General features: G+C 41.2%; 16 protein-coding genes. 5 read left to right on the forward strand and 11 right to left on the reverse strand.

Annotation, left to right across the window (positions count from 1 at the left end; translation table 11 throughout):
- Positions 1–8: 8 nt before the first annotated feature.
- Both KVY11_RS01380 and KVY11_RS01385 read left to right on the forward strand, forming a co-directional pair.
- A complete protein-coding gene (locus KVY11_RS01380; RefSeq protein ID WP_218288199.1) occupies positions 9–1,754 on the forward strand; it encodes a GTPase in 1,746 nt (581 codons plus the stop codon).
- Positions 1,736–3,862 carry an EAL domain-containing protein gene (locus KVY11_RS01385; RefSeq protein WP_218287889.1) on the forward strand — a complete coding sequence of 709 codons (2,127 nt, stop codon included), beginning with the start codon at positions 1,736–1,738 and terminating at the stop codon, positions 3,860–3,862. The genes KVY11_RS01380 and KVY11_RS01385 overlap by 19 nt, the downstream gene beginning before the upstream one ends.
- Before the next feature lie 146 nt (positions 3,863–4,008).
- Here KVY11_RS01385 and rpmE read toward each other — a convergent pair whose 3' ends face one another.
- The 4 genes from rpmE to KVY11_RS01405 form a co-directional block, all read right to left on the reverse strand.
- On the reverse strand, positions 4,009–4,236 hold the full coding sequence (gene rpmE / locus KVY11_RS01390; RefSeq protein ID WP_004693579.1) for a 50S ribosomal protein L31: 228 nt from the start codon (positions 4,234–4,236) through the stop codon (positions 4,009–4,011).
- A 197-nt stretch (positions 4,237–4,433) separates the two neighbouring features.
- Positions 4,434–5,414 carry a bile acid:sodium symporter family protein gene (locus tag KVY11_RS01395; RefSeq protein WP_004693581.1) on the reverse strand — a complete coding sequence of 327 codons (981 nt, stop codon included), beginning with the start codon at positions 5,412–5,414 and terminating at the stop codon, positions 4,434–4,436.
- Positions 5,415–5,581: 167 nt separating this feature from the next.
- On the reverse strand, positions 5,582–5,983 hold the full coding sequence (gloA, locus tag KVY11_RS01400; RefSeq protein WP_058869446.1) for a lactoylglutathione lyase: 402 nt from the start codon (positions 5,981–5,983) through the stop codon (positions 5,582–5,584).
- A gap of 123 nt (positions 5,984–6,106) precedes the next feature.
- Entirely contained in the window at positions 6,107–8,248 is a 2,142-nt protein-coding gene (locus KVY11_RS01405) for an MFS transporter (protein WP_218287890.1), read from the reverse strand.
- Between the two features lie 181 nt (positions 8,249–8,429).
- On the opposite strand from KVY11_RS01405, the gene KVY11_RS01410 reads away from it, so the two are divergent.
- Positions 8,430–11,063, forward strand: coding sequence for an ATP-binding protein (locus KVY11_RS01410; RefSeq protein ID WP_218287891.1), 2,634 nt, complete (start codon positions 8,430–8,432; stop codon positions 11,061–11,063).
- 54 nt (positions 11,064–11,117) lie between these two features.
- Here KVY11_RS01410 and grxD read toward each other — a convergent pair whose 3' ends face one another.
- The gene (grxD, locus tag KVY11_RS01415; protein WP_004693588.1) at positions 11,118–11,459 is read right to left on the reverse strand and encodes a Grx4 family monothiol glutaredoxin; all 342 of its coding nucleotides are present in this window, start codon (positions 11,457–11,459) and stop codon (positions 11,118–11,120) included.
- A gap of 162 nt (positions 11,460–11,621) precedes the next feature.
- Here grxD and KVY11_RS01420 point away from each other — a divergent pair, with 162 nt between their 5' ends.
- Positions 11,622–12,833, forward strand: coding sequence for an aspartate aminotransferase family protein (locus tag KVY11_RS01420; protein WP_218287892.1), 1,212 nt, complete (start codon positions 11,622–11,624; stop codon positions 12,831–12,833).
- 78 nt (positions 12,834–12,911) lie between these two features.
- Here KVY11_RS01420 and sohB read toward each other — a convergent pair whose 3' ends face one another.
- The 5 genes from sohB to KVY11_RS01445 form a co-directional block, all read right to left on the reverse strand.
- Positions 12,912–13,883 (reverse strand): protease SohB, encoded by a 972-nt coding sequence (gene sohB, locus KVY11_RS01425; RefSeq protein ID WP_371315920.1) that lies wholly within the window; start codon positions 13,881–13,883, stop codon positions 12,912–12,914.
- Between the two features lie 281 nt (positions 13,884–14,164).
- Entirely contained in the window at positions 14,165–15,079 is a 915-nt protein-coding gene (gene pstB / locus KVY11_RS01430) for a phosphate ABC transporter ATP-binding protein PstB (RefSeq protein WP_004693593.1), read from the reverse strand.
- A 13-nt stretch (positions 15,080–15,092) separates the two neighbouring features.
- Positions 15,093–16,481 carry a phosphate ABC transporter permease PstA gene (pstA, locus tag KVY11_RS01435; RefSeq protein ID WP_218287894.1) on the reverse strand — a complete coding sequence of 463 codons (1,389 nt, stop codon included), beginning with the start codon at positions 16,479–16,481 and terminating at the stop codon, positions 15,093–15,095.
- Positions 16,481–17,860 carry a phosphate ABC transporter permease subunit PstC gene (gene pstC, locus KVY11_RS01440; RefSeq protein WP_218287895.1) on the reverse strand — a complete coding sequence of 460 codons (1,380 nt, stop codon included), beginning with the start codon at positions 17,858–17,860 and terminating at the stop codon, positions 16,481–16,483. The genes pstA and pstC overlap by 1 nt, the downstream gene beginning before the upstream one ends.
- A gap of 104 nt (positions 17,861–17,964) precedes the next feature.
- The gene (locus KVY11_RS01445) at positions 17,965–18,990 is read right to left on the reverse strand and encodes a substrate-binding domain-containing protein (protein WP_004693599.1); all 1,026 of its coding nucleotides are present in this window, start codon (positions 18,988–18,990) and stop codon (positions 17,965–17,967) included.
- A gap of 469 nt (positions 18,991–19,459) precedes the next feature.
- Between KVY11_RS01445 and KVY11_RS01450 the strand changes: the two genes are divergently transcribed.
- Positions 19,460–20,401 carry a transporter gene (locus tag KVY11_RS01450; RefSeq protein ID WP_168159025.1) on the forward strand — a complete coding sequence of 314 codons (942 nt, stop codon included), beginning with the start codon at positions 19,460–19,462 and terminating at the stop codon, positions 20,399–20,401.
- 694 nt (positions 20,402–21,095) lie between these two features.
- Here the strand turns inward: KVY11_RS01450 and KVY11_RS01455 are convergent.
- Entirely contained in the window at positions 21,096–22,628 is a 1,533-nt protein-coding gene (locus KVY11_RS01455; RefSeq protein WP_125273101.1) for an aspartate aminotransferase family protein, read from the reverse strand.

Genomic DNA, 22,628 nt, shown 5'->3' on the forward strand with positions numbered 1-22,628 from the left:
TAACGATGATGACGACGAGTACTTCAGATATTTTCCAAAAACCAACTGAATTAAAGTTGGATAAGCTTAGTTTCTGCCCAAGCACAGTCAAAGGCTTACAAGAATGGTTAGCAAACTTATCCATTTTACAGTTGGGTGACTCTTCTCGTTCCTTATTTCAAGCATTACTTGAAGTCTCCGAGCTTCAAGTCAGCGAAACACTTCGTTTTGATTTGGTTCAAGTACTGCATCCAAATTTGGAAAATGTGCTTATCAGTTTAGAGAAACATTTTTTTAATCAGGGCCTCATCACCACAGATCGAAATGACCATATTATTGAGCTTGCCTTATTAATGCGTAGTCATTTTGCTAAAGTCTATATCGACATTGCAAAACGTGTTTCTCAGCAAATCACTCAAAATAAGTTTTCTCTATTTGCTTTTAATCAAAAAAAGAATCTACAAACAGCTCGAACCGTATCGAGTTATTATGCCTTACAACAACTGTCACTGTTGTTGTACCAACAACACTTGCTCTATAGTTCTCCGATTCCGGGTCAGTGGCTAGCAGCTCATCAACTCTTGGATTCTGCTATTCAAAATAACTTCTATTTGACCAACATTAATCAAATACAAGGCACGCAGCATCAGCTCAACAATATTAGCCAAGCCTATGCGCAGCTTATTCTATTAGATATTTTTAATACCCATCAAATCCGTCCAGGTGAAATTCAAGGGCTATTTTTGTGTAGTTTTGATTGGGCAAAACTGATTCAAATTTTACCTAAAGAAACCACCTTATCTCGCTATATTGTCGATGCTTCAAAAGATTATCCACCAACTTATAATTCTCAAAAAAACAGTCACATTCAGCCAAATATTTTTATCTCGACACAAGCCCTGCTTGATCATCTCTCAGAGATGCAAACCAAACGTGCTGAGCCACTGTCTCGCGATGAGAAGATTTTCCTTACCCCTGCTCTGCATTTTCACATTCATAACTTATTGACGAATAATATTGAACGTAAGCATGAGCGTTATGAATACTCTGCTCAATTACAAATTTGTTTTGGCCTGTCGGTCGCACATTTCTATTTGTCTAAAGGCAAAAACTTTAATGAAACTTTAGAGCTAGAAGGCAACTACAACTTTCAGAATGAAAGTCACGTGATCAACTCCATGAACAGTAATATTCCTGTGGAGACGAGTTCTGCTCGTATGATTGATCGTGAATCGAAACAAATCTACCCTGCCGAAGTTTTAGATATTAGTGTGAATGGTTACCGTATCCGCTGGACTGGACCAACACCTGCACATTTAAAAACAGGTGAGTTTATTTTGGTCCAAGAAAATGCGCATAGCCAATGGCGCGGTGGTGTGATTCGCTGGATTAAACAATCGAGTGAAAAAAGCTTGGAACTGGGTTTAGAAATCTTAGCGCAAGATCTTTTCCCATGTGCTGTTATGGTAAAAACAGACCGAACCACTCAGAACTATCAGCCTGCGTTACTGGTACAAACGTCCCAGCTAGATGAAGTACAGACCAGTCTCATTGTGCCGGGTTCGAATATGTACCGAGAAAAACAAACTATACACTTACGCTTAGGTGATGAAGATCTTAAAATTTATTTAGTAAAAGCACATTTAATTACACAAAGTTTTATTCGTTTTGATTATGAATTATTGAATGACCAACAAGAGCCATTGGTTCAAAGTTTTATTCAAAAGCAAATGAATGCTATTAAGAATCACGATTTATGGGAAGCATTGAAGTGAGAAATCCATTATTATCTAAAAAGTTAAAACGTACGGAAACACGTTTACTCATTATTGATGATAATCAGATCCGTTATAACCAAATTCGTGACCTTTTAACTTCTAGCGATCATCAAGTCCATGCCACCTTACTGGATGACTTGCAAAACTTTGAAAAACAGCTTCATCTGCCTTGGGACGTGGTGATTTTTGGTCGCGCCTATGACTTAAAGTATGAACAAGCACTGACTTTGATTCGCAACTCTAACCAAGTCAATTTACCACTGATTTTATTAAAGCCAGATGAATATCAATCAACCCAATACGCAAGTTTTATTCGTAAAGGGGTCTATGATATTTTGGACTTAGAAGAAGCGGATAACTTTTACTTAGGTCTACTGCGTGCGCTGTCATTAAGTCGTTTATTGCAAAGCCAACAACAACTCATGAATGAGCTTGAAACAGCGCAAAGCCAAGCACAGGCTTTAGTTGAAGAAAGCAATAAAGCCATCGCTTTAATTCAAGAAGGGATTCATGTTTCAGCCAATGCTGAATACTTACAACTGTTCGGCTTAAGCTCTGAAGATGATATTATTGGTCAACCCCTGCTTGATATTCTCCAGCCGAAAGATGTAAACGATTTCAAAGTACGTTTTAAGAAAATTTCACAAGGTCAGTTTGATTTAGGTGCTTTTGAAGTTGCTACTCTTAATAATAATGCCCAAGCTAAAAATCCTTTAAAGGTTGAATTTTTAGCTGCACCTGAAGAGGATGCGCTCCAACTGACGATTGAAGTCGAATCTGAACGACCTGCTGCTCCATCGGTCAACACTGAAAAACACGCAATAAAACCTAATACGTATCAACAAATTAACCGTGCTATGACCAAACAGCCTTCTGATCAGAATGCTTTGGTTAGCTTTGCACTCAGCTCTTGTCCAGATGAAATTTTTAAAGCCAACTGGGCAACCACGCGTGATTATTTTAACAATATTTACAGTTTTTTAAATGAACAGACTCATATTCCTCTGTTTAAGGCGGGTGGGCAAACCATCGTTGGTTTATTCCAAGCAGAATCACAGGCCAAACTTGAATCTAAGCTGATTGCCTTAAATGCGCTCACCAAACCACAACTCATTACCGTAGAAAACAATAGCTATCCCGTAAATTTGCGCATTGGCTATACTTTATTGAAAGGTGAAATTTCAAATCAAGACCAGTTTGAAAACTTATTGTGCTCAGCCTTTAAAACCGCTTTACCGACCAATCAAGACGATTGCGAAATTGAGCAAAAAGCCAGTATTGATACGCCTGTAATTGAGTTGATTAATCCTACAGTCAGCGATACTTTAGACACTCAAAAAACAGCAAATGAACCTACGGTGCTTAAAGCCTTACATCTTGCATTAGAGCGTGGCGAGATTCATCTTAAATATCAACAGCTTTACGACAAAGAAGACACTAATTTATACACCTATGAAGTTACTAGTGGCTTTATTTATGGTAATACGTGGAAAGATATATCGAGCCTCAAAGAGTTAAGTGAAGACCACGAACTTTCTATTAAACTTGACCGCTGGATTTTAGTTGAGTCCTGTAAACAGCTACACAATTTTATCACTCAGTATCCTGAAGCAAAACTGATTGTAAACTTAAACAAAGCCGTACTGTTGAATGACCGCTCTTTCCCTGAATTTATCGCCAAACTGATTACCATTGTACGCAGTAAGTTAAGCCACCCAATTACCCTTCAGTTCTCTGAGGATGATATCACCCAGAACATTGCTGAAGCGCAAAAATACATTACCCAACTTCGCCAATATGGTGCTGAAGTTTCAATTCGTGACTTTGGTAATAGCATTTATAGTGAATCTATCCTACGTCAACTCGATATCAACAATCTCACCTTACATGAAAACTTAACTCGCATGCTCAGTAGCGACGCCAACACGGAAGAGTTGCAAGAAAAAGTTGCGGTATATCATCAATTGAAAAACATTCAAATTATGTTACGTGATCTGAATGATATGACGTCGTTTGCCAATGCATGGAATGTCGATGCCCGCTTTATTCAAGGTGATTATTTCCAGAAGAAACTTGATCATTTGATTGATGTGCAGGATCAGTAAAAGTTAAATCTTGGATACTAGCCTCTAAATTTCAAGACCTCTATATGGGGTCTTTTTATTATATTGTCTAGCTATTGGGCCTATGATTCTGTATCCAAATCATAGACATAAAAAAACGGGCAAATGCCCGTTTCTTACTTTTGCTATTAGTCGCGTTTGATAGAACGTGACATGCCAGCAAAACGTTGTTTGAACTTGTCGATACGACCGCCAGTATCAACGTTCTTTTGCTTACCAGTGTAGAATGGGTGGCAAGCTGAACATACGTCTAGGTAAACAGTTTCTTTACCAAGTGCTGAACGAGTTTCGATTACGTTACCGCAAGAACATGTAGCAACTAAAGTTTGGTATTTTGGGTGAATATCGGCGCGCATCGTCGATTACTCCATAAAAATTAAAGAAGGTTTTGCTGTCATCGCAATTGATCACTCTCAAAATTGAGGAAAGGGCTACTTTAAGTAGCAGATCAACACCATAACAGACCATTCTTTTGGCCCACCGAGACGGATACCGTCAGAGCTAAGCACAACAAGTGGCAAATATTATACGAGATATAGTATCAGATAGCCAATTATTCTTTCGTTTCAATTTCAGATTGCTTGGCCCAATAGTTAGCAATAATCCCACACACCATCAGCTGTATTTGATGAAAAATCATAATCGGTAAAACAATCATCCCCAAAGGTTGTCCAATAAAAAGAATCTGTGCCATTGGAACACCACTGGCTAAGGTCTTTTTTGAACCACAGAAAAAAATGGTTTTCTGATCGGCACGGTTAAAGCCCAACCAACGTGGTAAAAACAACCCAAGTAACATAATAATCGTCAATAAGACCGAACATACAATGATCAATAGGATTAACGTACCGACACTCACTTCTTGCCATAGACCCGCTACCACAGCACCGCTGAAAGCACCGTACACCACCATCAATATCGACCCCTGATCGAATGCTTTGACGATGCTTGGCATTTTTTGCATATACGGAAAGACATATGGTCGAAGTAACTGTCCAAGGACAAACGGAACCAGCAGCAATAAAGTGATTTGAAGTATAGACGAGGTTGGATCAAAACCATGCTCTGATTGCCCCAAAATGAAAAAGGCCACCATCACAGGGGTAATAAACATCCCGATCAAATTTGAGAATGACGCACTACATACCGCCCCAGCCACATTGCCTTGTGCGACCGAAGTAAACGCAATTGAAGACTGTACTGTCGATGGCAAAAAGCACATAAACAAAAAGCCCCAATACAACTCCTGCCCAAGTAGTGGTACCAATACAGGTTTTGCAAGCAAACCTAAAACGGGAAAAAGGATGAAGGTAAATGCAAAAACCAAAGCATGGAGTTTCCAGTGCATCATGCCCTGAATCACGGCTTCACGGGATAGTTTAGCGCCATGCAAAAAGAACAATATCGCGATCGCGACCGTTGTCAGTACACCAAATACACTGGCAGCTTGACCTGAAACAGGGACAAAGCTGGCTAAGAGCACCATAACAAATAGCAATAACGTAAACCGATCGAGTGCCAATAATTTCAACATACCAACATCCTGTCATTCCTCTAAAAATGAAAAAGCCCAGTGACTAATTTACCTTTGGGTAAATTCATCTTACTGAGCTATATAAATAAAGCTAGCTTTTACAGGATATGTTCAATATTTTTTTAATTAATACTGTGCATATACGCTGCATATGACCTAATGACGGCTTAGTTATTACGTGCATTATTATCTTGTTGAATCAGTTCAATTTTATAACCATCTGGATCTTCTACAAAGGCAATAACCGTTACGCCACCCTTCATTGGTCCGGCTTCACGCACGACATTACCACCGCGCGCTTTGATGTCCTCACAAGCTTTATAAGCATCATCTACAGCAATGGCAATATGACCGTAAGCATTACCTAATTCATAGCTGTCCGTATCCCAGTTATGTGTCAGCTCTAAAACCGTATGATTTTCCTCATCACCATAACCCACAAATGCCAAGGTAAAACGACCTTCTTCATAATCACGCTTACGAAGTAAAGTCATACCAAGCACTTCAGTATAGAACGCCAAAGATTGTTCTAAATTGCCTACACGTAGCATGGTATGTAGCATGCGCATTGGAATTTCCTCATGATTTATTCTCAGCCCCCAATATAGGCAAAGCCGTCCTATATTTCAAACCTCAACCATAAAAAAAGCAGCCACAAGGGCTACTTTTTTAATTCGAGACAAGTCGATGCTTTAACTTTGTTCAGCGGCATGCTCTCGTAGAAGTTTCGCTACCCAGACCACTAGGATTAAAATGGGGATTCCAATGAGTGTGGTCAGCAAGAAGAAATTTGGATAGCCAATATTGGACACAATTGTCCCTGAGTAACCACCTAGAATTTTGGGTGTTAAAGTCATCAATGAACTAAAAATTGCATACTGAACCGCAGTAAAAGATACACTGGTCAAACTTGATAGAAATGCAATAAATGCAGCACCAGCTAAACCTGATGCCAAGTTATCAACAATAATCGCAAAATACAGCCAGTTTGAACTATATTCCTTAATCACCTTCCCTTTAACTTCTAACTGTCCATCAACCGCTTTATTCAAGTTGATTGGTTGAAGATCAACATCTAAAGTTGCAGATTTTTCAGCTGCAGGATTCACCTGATAATTCAGTGCAGTGTGTTGTTGCGCACGCTCATTTTGCATCAATACGGCATTCAGCTTTTTAGAATTTGAATCAAGGAGCTGTTTCGCGGGAATTGCCGCGCTAAACACACCTTCTTTGTCTAACTTTGCATCAAAGCTTTGACCATCTAAGCTCAATTGAATACTTTGGTTTTCAGCCAGTGTAGCAAGGTATTGACCTCGTACTACGATACTTCCTTCAGACTCTCGTTGATCAATCACATTATCAGCCGTGATCGGAAGCAACAGCAATGCCCTAGATGCACCCGTTTGACTAATATAAGGCAATGTGACCGAGACGGGCTGTGAAGTACTATTCTGAAAACTAGCGGTTGCAGTTAGACTTTCATTTGCCCGAAGCTGCTCAACAGGAACCTTAATTGTCCATGCACCTGTCTCATCCGCTTGAGCTTTGAAACTTTGCTCACCAACATTGATCACAACATCATTTAAAGGTTGTCCTGATTTGACCAAACCAATAAAAATAAGATTAGTTGAACTAGCTAAAATTGCACCGACAAACATCAACTTCATGATGTTCATACGCTGCGCCAGTAGCCCCCCTAAAAAACCACCAACCAAACTAAAAATCACCCCATAAACTTTCACCGCTTCAGCAATCTGCTCTTTGGTAAAGTTTAAGTCTTGATAGAACACATTGGAGATCACACCTGCAATGATGTCGGAAATACGGTAAAAACCAATCAACAATAGCAAGACCAACGCCAATTTCACGCCATAACGCTTAAAAAAGTCAGCAACAGGATTCACCCATGTTTCATAGGCCATTTGCTTGTTCACAGCGCCCATTTTGACAAGGCTTGAACCCACCACAAATGCAACCGCACCAGAGCCAATAAAACGTAAAGCCTCAAAACAAAATAGTGCAAAACTATCTTTGATCGACCAGAGCTGGATCAGCATTTCAGTTAACTTGCCTGAGTAAATATAGCTCAGTACAAAACTCACCACAGATACAAAGAAAACTGCCACTAAACGATAATAATCTACTCGTTTATATTCTTTACGTACCCGATCAACTTGTGGCTCACGTATGCATAAAGTGGTTGCGATCCCGACCAACATGACCGCCGCCATTGCCAAATACGTCCACTTCCACGCCTCATAAATATAGTTACCCTTGGCTGTACCCAAATAAGCCGCTAAAAATAACGCACCCGCACCTGCAACGATCATGCCGATGCGGTAGCCTGCGTTATAGGTTGATGCCAAAACCGTTTGCATTTGTGTTTCTGCAAGCTCAATACGATAGGCATCAATCACAATATCTTGTGTCGCGGCAGAAAAACCTAAAAGCACAGCACCCGCAGCCATTTGGTAAAGATAGCTCTGACCAAGAGACGGGTCTGAAAAAGCCATGATAGAAATAGCACAGATAATTAAGAGTTGTGCGATCAATAACCACGCACGGCGACGACCCAATAATTTGGTCAGCACTGGTACAGGCAATTCATCGACCAAAGGAGCCCAAACAAATTTGAATGAATAACCCAACGCTGCCCAACTAAAAAAAGTCACCGCGCTCTTATCAATACCTGCTTCCCCTAGCCATAAAGATAAGCTCGAGAAAATTAACAGGATTGGGATACCTGCTGAGAAACCCAAAAACAGCATGATCAACGCACGGCGATCTAAAAATGCAGTAAAGGCGGATTTCCATCCTGAAGATTGTGTTGTCATTACGTTTTTGTTGTCTTAAAACCAATGTTGCTATTCAAACCCTTAATACAATTTGTTTCAACCTGATTTATAAAATCAATGTTCTATTTTTGTCGACAAACACTGCGACTTTGCTTGATCTTTTGCATTAAACCTGTATACCTTTAAGTTTCTAACGCAATCTTTAGTTTCGGATTTCAAAGTGACCCAAAAACACGATCAAATGAGCTCTTCTTTATCTGTACCGCCCGCATTAAATAGTCAAGAAAATCCAGAAAACAACCTTAGTTCAGCATTTGACCAACCCGAAATTCAAACGACCTTAGCAAAGACACAACTTCAAGCAGAGCAACTGACGCACACACCTGCTCTGGATAAGATTCCAGCTTCAACGCGTCGTATTAAACCGCTCAATAATTTTTTAGGGCAAGACCGCGCACGTGCTTCAGTTGAAGCAGGCATTTCCTTACCTTACTCTGGCTATAACATCTTTGCCGTAGGAACAGCTGGCTTGGGCAAGCGCACCATGGTCAAGCGTTTACTCCAGCAACACGCCAAAAATATGCCGACACCAAACGATTGGGTTTACGTTTATAATTTTAAAAGCCCACGTCAACCGATTGCTTTAGAGCTGCCTGCGGGTCAGGCAGTAAAATTTCAAACCATGTTACATCAAACATGGCAAACCACTTTAAAGCAGCTCGAGCGTCGCTTTACTGCTGAAACCTACCACAACCGTATAGAAGCCATTCGCCAACAAACAGGTGATGTTCAGCAACAAGCATTGATTGAATTGACCCAAGAAGGTGAAGAACTCGACCTCAAGCTGATCTCTCGTAATGATGAGCACTGCTTTATCCCTGTCCAGTATGTAGACGATAAAGTATTGGAAATGACACAGGCCGACATCAATGCGTTAAGCTCTAAAGAACGTTCTGAAATTAATGCCAATATACGCCACATGGACAAAAAACTTGAGCGTTTAGGCATGCATTTAGGCGACTTGGAGGAAGACGCCCGCGATAAAGTTCAAGTGTTGAATCGCGATATTGCCAAGCAAGTTTTATTACCTAAAGTCGAACAGTTACTGACTAAGTTTACTGAGGTTGAAGGCTTAAAAGACTATTTAAAATATTATGCTGAAGACATTATTAACAATGTCGAGGTTGTGCTCGAACAAGAAGAAGATGACTTTACCCCAGGCCTGTTTAGTCGTATCCCTTCGCGCTACCAAGCCAATGTGATTGTGTCGCATAAACCCAATGCTGGCGCACCGGTTATTTTTGAAGATTTCCCCACACATTACAACTTACTTGGCCACGTAGAGCAACTGACTCAACATGGCACCATTACTACAGATTTTACTTTAATCCGCCCAGGGACATTGCATAAAGCCAATGGTGGTTTTTTAATGTTAGAAGCAGAACAACTGCTTGAACAGCCTTATGCATGGCAAGGTCTAAAACGTGCTTTAAAATCAGGCCAGTTAAAACTTTCTTCACTTGAGCATATGTTGACACTGACAGGAAGTATCTCAATTGAACCTGAGGCAATCCCGCTGAATTTGAAAGTGGTTTTACTGGCTGAGCCTGAAATTTATTATGAAATACTTGAAGTAGAACCTGAGCTTGGCAGTGTCTTTAAAATCCGTGCCGACTTTACTGATACGTTGCAGCGTAATGAAGTAAATGAACAAGCCTATATGCAACTGATTGCAGACTATGTACAGACCGATAAACTACTTCCTTTTGATCGATCTGCACTTTCTGCACTTTTGACCGACTCTAGCCGTCAAGCCGAAGACCAAAGCTCCTTATCTCTACATGCCCTCACTTTGGGTGATTTGATTCGTGAGGCGCATCATCATGCCTTCCAATCAGGCGATAAGATGGTCTCGGATCAACACATTAATATGGCATTAGATCATCGTAAATATCGCTTAGGCTATTTACGTGAGCTCTATTGGCAGGATTTGTCACGTGGTACGCAGCTCATCGAAACGCGTGGACACCGCCTCGGTCAAATTAATGCGCTTTCGGTCATTCACTATGCAGATGTTGAATTTGGCTTGCCGTCACGTTTAACAGCCTCTGTGTATCAAGGCGGCGGCGATATTCTAGATATTGAGCGTAGTGTCGAGCTCGGTGGCTCTCTGCATGCGAAAGGTGTGCTTCTGATGTCCTCATTCTTAAAAGCACATTTCGGTCGTGAGCAAACCCTACACTTCTCTGCTGCGCTTGCCTTTGAACAAAGCTATGGTCAAGTCGATGGTGATAGCGCCACAGTTGCTGAACTCTCCGCTTTAATCTCTGCAATTAGTCAGCTACCGATTGATCAGTCTTGGGCGATTACTGGCTCAATGAACCAATTGGGTCAAGTTCAACCGATTGGTGGTGTCAATGCGAAAATTGAAGGTTTCTTTGATGCATGTAAACTTCAAGGTTTAACTGGTAAGCAAGGTGTGATTATTCCACGTCAAAACATGCAACATTTAATGTTACGTAAAGACGTGATTGAAGCGGTTTCAAATGGCCAGTTCCACATTCATGCTATAGATACGATTGATCAAGCGCTTGAACTACTTATGGCTCGACCAGTCGGCACTTTAGACAAAAAAGGACGCTATACCAAGAAGTCCATTTATGCGGCAGTGATGGATCAGCTAGATTATTGGCAAGCCATTGAAGATGGTGCTGAGTTTGAAGAAGAGCCGAAGAAAAAGAAAAAAAAGAAGAAGGACAAAAAAAAGGCAAAAGCTGAAAAAAAGACCGTTGCAACTGAAAATGCAGCGGAACACACTTCTGAAGCTGTAAGCACTGTAACTACAGCGGATTAACCCTTCCCCTCAAACAAAAAAAGCGCCTCAATGGCGCTTTTTTTCAACTGAAGATTAAGCTTCAGGTGCTGGACTATGCTGTTCAACTAAAGGTTGTAATTCACCTTTTTGGAACATGTCTAGAATAATGTCACTACCACCAATCAACTCACCGTTGATCCATAACTGTGGGAATGTAGGCCAGTTTGCAATTTGTGGTAACAAAGCACGAATATCTGGATTTTCAAGAATATTCACATAAGCAAACGGACGACCAATTTGACTAAGCGCTTCTACAGCACGTGCAGAAAAACCACATTGTGGAAACTGTGGGGTGCCTTTCATATAAAGAAGTACAGCGTGTTTTGCAATTTGGTCACGAATTAACGCTTCGGTATCGCGTGCTTGTTCAGTCATTGATCAATCCTCAACTAATCTAACCCGCATTATACCCAAAACGTAGAAAAACAGTATGCCTAAAGCAATATTTCGACTTTTATTTAGATTTAGGCTTTAAAACTACAAGCATAATTGCTTAATATTGGATTTCACTTACCCTCTAACAGATAAGAGTTAGTCATGAATAACATTACCCTTGCTCCTGTACAAACTGATCAACCCTCTCATTTGATGCCAGTATTTGGCCGTCAGCCGATCAGCTTTGTCCGAGGTCGAGGCTCTTATCTGTACACTGAAGATGGTACTGAATACTTCGATGCCCTAACCGGCATTGCAGTCTGTGGTTTAGGCCATGCTCATCCTGTCATTGCAGAAGCGATTGCAGAACAAGCGGCAACGCTCATTCATACCAGTAACTTGTTTGAAGTGCCTTGGCAAACAGCTGCAGCACAAAAACTTGCGGAAGTTGCTGGCATGGAAGAAGTATTCTTTTCAAACAGTGGTGCAGAATCCAATGAGGGCGCAATCAAAATTGCCCGTAAATTTGGCTATATGCAAGGCATTGCCAATCCAAAAATCATTGTTGCAGAGCACTCTTTCCATGGGCGTACCATGGCAACTTTATCGGCAACAGGCAACAAAAAAGTCCAAGAAGGCTTTGGCCCATTGGTTGAAGGTTTTATTCGTGTCCCATTCGGCGACATTGAAGCCATTGAAGAAGCCGCAATTCACCATCCAGACATTGTCGCAATCTTTGTCGAACCAATTCAGGGCGAAGGTGGGGTCAACACTGCTCCGCAAGGCTTTAGCTATTTGGAAGATATTCGTCAAATCTGTAATCAACACAACTGGCTGATGATGCTGGATGAAGTTCAAACAGGTAATGGCCGTACAGGTGAATACTTTGCCTACCAACACACCAACATCATTCCTGATGTACTCACCACAGCCAAAGGTTTAGGTAATGGTTTCCCCATTGGTGCAGTGATGACTCAAGGTCGTGGTGTAGGCGTATTGACCGCGGGTAACCACGGTTCTACGTATAGTGGTTCAGCATTGGGTTCGCGTGTGGTGTATACCATCATCGACATTATGCAAAAAGAAAACATCGTTCAAAATGCGGCTGAACAAGGCGCTTACATCGTAGAACAACTGCGTAAGCAACTTGCCGATCAAAATGTGATTGTACGTGGCTTTGGTTTGATGATTGGTGTGGAGCTACCAAAAGCATGTGGTGACTTGGTCAACATCGCTCGTGATGAATACCACACTATTATTAACGTTACTGCAGGTTCTGTGGTGCGTTTACTGCCGACCTTGAATATTACCAAAGAACAGGCGAATCAACTGATTGAACGTCTGGTAAAAATGATTAAAGCGTACTTAGCTTAAGACAAAAAAGTCTGGTTCTAAAATTGCTTTTTGCATATTTCGGAACCAGACTTTTAAGTTGAATCGGCCAACTAAATATTAAAGTTTTGGATCACGCATTTGCACCAAACTTGCATTGGTTTTAGTTAAGGTTTCCATCACTTTATTCATGACTGCTGGTACCAAAGCATCTGCCATTTGCGCAGCTTGTAAGCCTAACTTCTCACCTAAAGTCGGTTTCTTACGCGTTGAGATGACATAAACATCATGATCGGTCAGCAAATTAAGTAAATAAGCATCTGAAGTTTGTAACTGATCGACCAAATTCAAATCTAAAGCATCTTGCCCATACCAGTGCTCACCTGTCGCCACTTTCTCAACATTGAGTTGTGGACGGTATTTTTCAACAAAGTGTTTAAACAGCACATGCGTCTGTTGTAGCTCTTCTTCAAACTTCGCCTTACCTTCTGCTGTATTTTCACCAAACATCGTTACTGTACGTTTATATTGGCCTGCTGTGTACAGCTCAAAATCGATATTGTGTTCTTTTAGCAGACGATTAAAGTTCGGGACTTGCGCGACCACACCAATTGAACCGACAACCGCAAAAGGTGCAGCAATAATCTGATTGGCGATACATGCCATCATATAACCGCCACTCGCTGCAACTTTATCGACACAGATAGTGAGATTGAAACCTGCATCACGTAAACGTACCAATTGTGCAGCAGCCAAACCATAACCATGCACCATACCACCTGGGCTTTCTAAACGCACCACAACACGATCACGCCCTGCTTTGGCTGTCGCTAAAATCAAGGTAATTTCTTCACGTAAGCTTTCTACCGCTGTTGCCGCAGTATCACCTTTAAAATCTAGAATATAAATTTTTTGATTGGCTTTTTTACGATGACGTGACTCTTTCGCTAACTGCTGAGTCAGCTGCAATAACTCCAATTTAGAGGCTGTAGTTTGCGCAATTTTTTTACGTTGTTCATTGATACGCGCATTTAAATGTGTAATTCGAATTTCAGCGGGAAGTTTCGGTAAATGAAATAACATAGAAATTATATTCTCTAAAATAATACGTCGGTATATGACCTAGATTAGGTCAATGGCATTTTTTTTCAATAGCCATTTTTTGTTTTATTCTGTAATGCGTTATCTTTCACATTTAATCATTTACAAGATGAGTCAATCACTCAGACAGCACACCTTCGCATCTTTTGTCCAATGTGACGCTAATACGCAATGTCCATCATCATGGCTATTTCATCACCAAACCAAATGCTCGCGCATAAAAAAACAGAGCGCTTAGGCTCTGTTTTTTCAAATATTTCAAGTTGTGTGTATTAACCGAAACGACCTGTAATATAGGCTTCAGTTAACTGATGATCTGGCTGAGTGAAGACTTTCTCGGTTGAGTTCACTTCAATCAAGTCACCTAAATGGAAGTAAGCGGTACGATCTGATACACGTGCAGCCTGCTGCATTGAGTGCGTCACAATTGCAATCGTATACTGCGTTGAAAGCTCAGAAATAAGCTCTTCCACTTTCGCTGTTGCAATCGGGTCAAGCGCTGAACATGGCTCATCCATCAGAATCACTTCTGGGCTTACCGCAATGGTACGCGCAATACATAAACGCTGCTGCTGACCGCCCGACAAGCCTGTGCCCGGTTGGTTTAAACGGTCTTTGACTTCATCCCAAAGACCCGCTTTACGTAAGCTGTTTTCTACAATTTCTTCTAAGTCATACTTATCACGTGCTAAACCATGCAGTTTAGGACCATAAGCCACGTTATCAAAAATTGACTTTGGGAATGGGTTTGGTTTTTGGAATACCATACCTACTTGAGCGCGAAGCAATACCACATCTAGGTTTGGGTCATAAATATCTTGATTATCCAACATCACTTTACCCGTCACACGACAGCTATCAATGGTGTCGTTCATACGGTTCAAAGTACGTAAGAAGGTCGATTTACCACAGCCCGATGGCCCAATAAATGCAATCACTTCATTTTCGTAGATATTTAGATCAATCCCTTTAATCGCTTCAGCTTCGCCATAGTAAACATGTACATCTGAAGTGCTGAGTTTGACTTGTCCTTGTGCCTGATCTTTCTTAGCAGAAGTCTGTGTATCGAACTGCGACACAAAAGAAGTACCCTGCTGACCTGAGGTCGTATTCGGGTTTGTAAATTGAGTGTGTTCTTGATTCACTGTTTGATCCTGATCTAAGGAATTTTTAACAACGGTATTCATATTTTGCCCTCACTTACCAACGGACTTCAAATTTCTTACGTAACCAAATTGCAATACTGTTGAGTCCAATCATCATTGCAAGCAGAACAATAATCGCAGCCGCTGTACGTCCTTCGAAGAAGTTACGCAGCTCATTACCTTGCCACAAGAAAATCTGTACAGGTAAAGCACTTGATTGATCAAATGGGGTCGCAGGTACACTTGCAACAAATGCACTCATACCTATTAATAACAGCGGTGCAGTCTCACCTAATGCTTGTGCTACACCAATGATTGCACCCGTTAGAATCCCCGGTAGTGCAAGTGGTAAAACGTGGTGAAATACAGTTTGTACACGTGAAGCACCTAACCCTAAAGCTGCCTGACGAATTGATGGTGGTACAGCTTTCAACGATGCACGTGTCGTAATAATCACCGTTGGTAAAGTCATTAAGCTCAGTACCAAACCACCGACCAATGGCGCAGAAAGCGGTAAATGCATCCAGCCAATAAAGATCGCAGCACCGAGCAAACCAAAGACAATTGATGGTACAGCCGCAAGATTGTTAATGTTGACTTCAATGACGTCAGTGATCCAGTTTTTAGGTGCAAATTCTTCAAGATAAATCGCAGATGCCACACCAATTGGAATCGAAATAATGATCACGATCAGCATCATGAACAGCGACCCCATGAATGCCCCTGCTAAACCTGAAGTTGCAGGAGAACTGCGCGAGTCTGGACTGACGAAGATGTTGGTATTGAAAGTATTTTCCATGACCCCTGAAGCTTTCATTTCATCGGCAAGTTGACGAACTTCTGGGCTCAACTGTTGCTGTTCATCAGGCAAACTACGGTCAATATTTCCTGCGAGCCACACATCAACGTTTGCATCGGCAAGTACTTTAATGTCTTCTTTCTTACCGACCAATGATGGATCTTTCATCACCATATCACGTAAGCGATACGCTTCAGAACTGGTGTACAAAGAAGCCAAATCATCGCGTTTAGAAGCAAGTGCTGGGTCTTTTGCAATCATGGCATTCACGATTAAAGCATCCCAATCCACCATGCCCATTTCAGTTTGCCAAGCAATAAAACGTTCCTCAAACTGTGCTGGAGATTCGCCTGAACGCTGTACAGGTTTTGCACCTGTCGTAATAATGGCAGGGTCAAAGTAAACGGGTAAACTCATGCTACTTTGCCAAAAAGCAGGTAAGCCTTTCGATAAAATACTGCCAAAAAGTAACGCGACAAAGAATAAACCTGCAATCACTGCCGAGAAACCAAAGAAACGAAAGGTTTTTTCTTTACGGTGACGTTTTGCCAATGAATTACTGATCGTTTGCTTACGCTTTTCTCGTAATTCTGCTGCATGTTGTGGATCAAATACTTGATCTGCTGTGCTATTAGAAGTCGTCATTAGTCGTATTGCTCACGATATTTACGCACGATGTACAGTGCAACAATGTTCAAACCAAGCGTAATTACAAAGAGGGTCAGACCTAGTGCAAATGCCACCAAAGCTTGCGGGCTTGCAAAGTCAGTATCACCTGTCAATTGGTTTACGATGGTAATGGTCACAGTTGAAATGGCTTCAAGTGGATTGGCATGCAATAAAGGACTGTTCCCTGCTGCAAGCACCACAATCATGGTCTCACCGATGGCACGTGACGCTGCAAGCAAGAACGCGCCGATAATGCCCGGAAGTGCTGCAGGTATCACCACCTGACGAATGGTTTCAGACTTTGTCGCACCCAAACCTAATGAGCCATCACGTAATGCACGTGGCACCTGCGTGATAATGTCATCAGACAGCGATGAAACGAAAGGAATAATCATGATCCCCATGACGAAACCAGCAGTGAGTGCGCTGGTTGCGTTGATGTGTAAACCAACGGATTCGCCAAGCATTTTAAAGAATGGGCCAATGATCATCAGTGCAAATACACCGTAAACAATGGTTGGAATCCCTGCGAGCACTTCAATAGTTGGTTTTGCCCATGAGCGGAACCCAGAAGATGCATATTCAGCAAGATAGATCGCAATCATTAATCCCACAGGGACTGCAACCAAGAGTGCAATACCACTGACCATTAAGGTGCCCCAAAGTAATGGCAGTAAGCCGTAGCTTCCTTCTGCATTACCAGAGGTACTAAAACCTGGGTTCCATTCTGTACCGAAGAAAAAGTCGAGTGGACTCACGAAGTGGAAGAATCGCATCGCTTCGCTGAACATCGACATCACGATACCAATCGTGGTTAGAATCGCGACACCAGAACAGAGTGCAAGTGCAACATTAATGGTTTTTTCAACTTGGTTACGAGCGCGGAACTGAGTTGCAATACGCTTTTTCGCAGCGACTAAACCTGCCAGTGCAGCACAAATCACCACTGCAATTTTTGCAAATGTACCAATGCTTTGAAACTTCGCCAGTTGCTCCGCAGCAGCAAGCTCATACGCGGCTGGTGTATCTGTTACACCAAAACCTGAGGCAATCGCTTCTACACGGTTGATCAACACATCCGTACTAGCAGCATCTAAGGTTGCAGCGACTTGTGCTGGCACGTGATTTAACACCACATGATTCAAAACATTTGGTTCAACAATATTCCAAACAATCAAAATTAAAAAAGCAGGGATACCACACCACAAAGCCACTAACGCACCGTAATACCCCGGACGTGAGTGTAATTTTGCAGAATTATTTCCCTTACCTGCTAAGTTACGGCTCTGACTTAAGCCTATTTGATAGGCTATGGCGATCAGTGCCAATAACACACCTATAAGTAGCAGATTCATGTATTCTCCACGGTTCTTTCAATTTTCATTATTTGAAAAAACTTAATCCTAGTAAAAAACGTCAAAGGTAGGACTTGCCTACCGTTGACTGTTTCTACGCTTAATTACTTAACCGCTTTGCCTGCTTTGAAGTTCGCAAGAACTGCTGCACGCTCTTTGTCTGACATTGAGATCAAACCAGCACGCTCAAGCTTAGAACCTTTACCTGATACTTTCTTGCTGATGAAGTATTCCGTGTATTCTTTTAAGCCTTTGATTGATTTCAAATGCTCACCCTTCACGTAGAAGAATAGTGGGCGAGAAACTGGGTATGAACCATTCAAAATTGTCTTTTCAGATGGTGCAACATTGTTCACTGTAGCTACGCGTAACTTGTCTCGGTTTTGGTCGTAGAAACCTAAACCAAACACACCCACTGCGCTAGGCGAGGTTTTTAAGCGCGCTAAAGTTTCAGTGTAGTCACCCGCAATCTCAATCACTTTGCCGTCTTTACGGAAAGTTGAACATGCTTTCTTTTGTGCATCTTTATCCATTGCTTTGATTGCTGCATAAGTTTCGCAGCCTGCATCAACCATTTTTTCTTGGAACACTTCACGTGTACCGTGGTTTGATGCTGGAATCACTAAAGTGATTGGTTCGTTTGGAAGGCTTTTGTCAATTTGGTTCCAACGTGTATATGGGTTTGCAACCATTTTACCGTTAGATGGTAACTGCGCTGCTAAAGCTGCATAGACGTGCTGTGGACGTAATTTGTATGCTGCTTTGCTTGCATTTGAAGCGAACACAATACCGTCATAACCAATTTTGATTTCGATCACTTGGTTGACACCAGCTTTCTTACAAGCAGCTAATTCTGTATCTTTAATTTTACGAGATGCGTTCGCGATATCGATGGTGTTGTCGCCCACACCATTACAGAACTGTTTCAAGCCACCTGAAGAACCGCCAGAACCAACAACTGGTGCTTTAAATTGTGGGAAAGTATTGCCAAACTCTTCAGCAACAATACTTGCATACGGTAAAACTGTTGAAGAACCCGCAATTTGAATGGTGTCACGAGCTGCATTTGCTGTAGTTGCTACAGCTGCCCCAGAAACTACTACTGCAAGTGCGATATGGTTTAAGCGCATATTTGTTATCTCACATATTAAACATTTTGGAGTACGCCACTTTTTATTCAGTCTTGTACTTTTTTGGATAACTGCATTTTGATTTCAGAATATGACAAGCAAGTTACAGCATTGTGACACTTTCATGATGTTTATTTTTATTTGTCCATGATTCGTTACACTTTGTTGTGTGACATTTTCTATAAACATACTGGTAAATATCACACTACAGCACATGATTTAATAATTCATTTTTTTAAAGACTACTTTATTACAACACCACTTAAAAAACCAAAAAAACTGTTTAAAATCAAACATCAAGAAATAAGACCTGAATATTCTCATTTTACTGATTTTAATTTTTAATTTCATATAAAAATCGATCAAAAGGCGTTGCTGACAAACCAGACAGTGTGTATATATATTATACAGATACAAAAAAATACCGTACAACACCATCATTTTCATTATTACAATTAGAGGGTTCATCATGATTTATAGATTATCTTTTGCTCTACTCTTAACCACTAGCATGGTCCAAAATGCCCTCGCCGTTGAGGGTGGTATTGGGCGCCCCATTACAGGCATGCAAGTTCAGCCTTACAATGCCATCCTTCCCACTGAAAATGGCGGTGTACTCACTCTCTCTAGTATTTATTATGATGGGGGAATTTCAAAATCTAAAGAGGTCCCGATTATTGGTCAACTTAGTGCGGGTTTAGACTACAAGGTTTCTTATAACTTGCTTAATGGTATCTTCGTATGGAACAGTACAGATAAATGGTCTGTCGCTACCACTGTTGGAATTCCCGTCCAATATACCGATATCCGTGGCTCAATCAATAATTTAGATGCGGAACAGTCAACCACCAAAATTGGAGATGCGGTCTTTTCCCCAGTTTCCTTCAACTACCACTTCAGCCCAGTAATGCATGGTTTATTTGGAGTTTCTATCTACGCGCCTACTGGAAGTTATGACAAAAATATCGTGAGCAACGCAGGACAAAATACATGGACCTTTGTCCCTAATGTTGCATTTACTAAAATTTTCCCAACTGGAAATGCTGAAATCAGCACCAACATTGCCTACGAGATTTATACTAAAAACGATGCCACAGACTATGAAAATGGTGATCTTTTCCGAATGGACATTCTCGGTCTAAAACGTTTTGGTGACGTAGGTAGTGATGGATTAGGCGCTGGAGCAGTTTTTGGATGGATTCAACAGACTACGGATGACAAAAGTAACTTAGGCGACCGTTTTGACGGTTTTAAAGGTAAAGCCCTTGGTATTGGTCCTATCCTTACTTATGAGAAGAAATTAAGTGAAACCACCGCACTTTCTGCATCGTTTCGTGGCGTTTACGAGTTTGATGTTAAAAACCGCCCTGAAGGTGAAGCATACCAACTTACTGTAAATTATCAGTTCTAACCAAGCGACTATCACCTCAAATCAATCAAGCTGTGATCTATTATGATCTGAGCATCCAATTCCACGAGGGAGAAAGTTCATAAAGGCCTTCTCTCTATATTCTTTAGAAAATCACGCCGAATAATTGAAGTTTCCAAGCAAACGGCTTTACCTTATATTTTCTAGCAGTTTAAGAAACCAAAGTGTAAACAGATCGCATCTTTTGACCCAAATCTTCTCACCTATGTAAGATTTTAAAAATATGATTGAATCTTTCAGTAGACTATTGATATCTGATTATTACTGAGTGCAGAATTATAGTAAGCCCTTCTCTTTCTGCTCTTATTGTTAGAAATGCATTTGGTTATTAAGCAAACCATGTCATGAGTTAATTGTTTCAAAAGATTCACATACATCATCAATGATGAGAAAGATTTGCTTATACTTAAGGTTATTTTGATCTTAAAACCATTAATGAAAATTATTTGCCTGTTGAAAATCAAAAGCCCTAATATTTAGCATTAGTCTTAACTATTGAAGTTCATTTTCCTGAAAATCGTAGTTCAAGCAGATATCGAAAACTACTTCATAGAAAAATAAAGCATCTCCAACATAATTAAAATTAGAAACTTAGCCAGTGATGTTATGTTCCTTAATATTTAGAACACATAAAAAAGGAGCTGATATCAGCTCCTTTTTTGACACAAACAATCGATTAAGCAATTGCAGGTGTATAGGTTCCATCTGCGATTGAACCTTTGATGCGATCCGCTTCTGCAAGGACAAGACCAAGCAGGTTCTTCACGTTATCTAAAGTCGCAACTGGACTTAAAGTCGTCATTTTCAAAGATTGATTTTGACCTACTTTAGTTACGCCAATATTCGCTTCACCACGTGCAAACAATTCATCTGCAACGTTTTGGTTTAAGGTATCAAGCAATTCTACTGGATAGCCTTCTGGAACCACACGGAACAATACAGATGCAAATTGTGGATCAACCAACATCTCTAAACCGGCAGTTGCATTGATATAATCAGCAACGTCACGAGTTAAAGTAACGCCGTGGTCAATCATAGAACCATAGAGCTCTTCACCTAATGCTTCAACGGTCATCCAAAGCTTCAAAGCATCGAAACGACGTGTTGTTTGAAGTGACTTAGACACCAGGTTAGGCACACCATGCTCTTCGTCATAAGCAGAGTTTAAATACTCAGCTTCATAGTGCATGAAACGATAATTCGCTTCGTCTTTGAGCAAGAATGCACCACAAGAGATGGTTTGGAAGTAATGCTTATGGAAATCCAGCGTAATGGAGTCAGAAAGCTCAATACCATCCAACATATCGCGATGATTGTTCGATAGGATTAAAGCACCACCCCACGCCGCATCGATGTGCATCCACGCGCCATATTTGTTGGTGATTTCACGAATTTGCTTCAGTGGATCAATTGCACCTGCATCGGTCGTACCTGCAGTTGCAACTACACACGCCACAATCTTACCTTCAGCTTGAAGGTGAGCCATGGTTTTTTCAAGTGCATCCACATCCATCTGCGCGTTCTCGTTCACAGGAACGGTCACAACTGATTGGAAACCCATGCCCATCATCGCCATGTTCTTTTGCACAGAAAAGTGTGCATTTTCAGAACAAATGACTTTGACGTTACGCATCGCATCGCCCGGCACGCCATCACGCTGTACAGACCACGGATTACCGTTTTCGTCTTTCCAGTTTTTTGCAATACATGCATCACGTGCAAGCAATACACCCATCAAGTTTGACTGTGTACCACCAGAAGTGAACACACCAGCTTGACCTGCACCATAACCCACTTTTTGACGAAGCCAATCAATCAACTGAACTTCCATCAATGAACCTGCAGGACTTTGGTCCCACGAATCCATCGATTGATTCGTTGCATTAATCAGCACTTCAGCAATTTGACTGGTCACCATAGTTGGGCAGTGCAAATGCGCGAGCGAGTGCGGATGATGGACTTTTAAGCTTTTGTTTAAGAAAAGCTCAACCATACGTTCAAGTGACTTTTGTACACCCAAACCTTCTTTAGAAGGATTAAATGCAATCGCACTGCGTAGCTCTTTAATGCTACCGCCTGTGTACATTTTGTCGTTTTGCAACCATGCTGCAACTGCTTTAGTCGCTTGGTCCATTGCTGACGAGTAGTCAGCAATAGATGCAGCATCATTGCAGAGTAACGCCTTACGGTGTTCTGCAAAATCAACCAT

The sequence above is a fragment of the Acinetobacter sp. CWB-G5 genome (genome assembly GCF_019209785.1).
In the GTDB taxonomy this organism is placed as follows: Bacteria; Pseudomonadota; Gammaproteobacteria; order Pseudomonadales; family Moraxellaceae; genus Acinetobacter; species Acinetobacter johnsonii.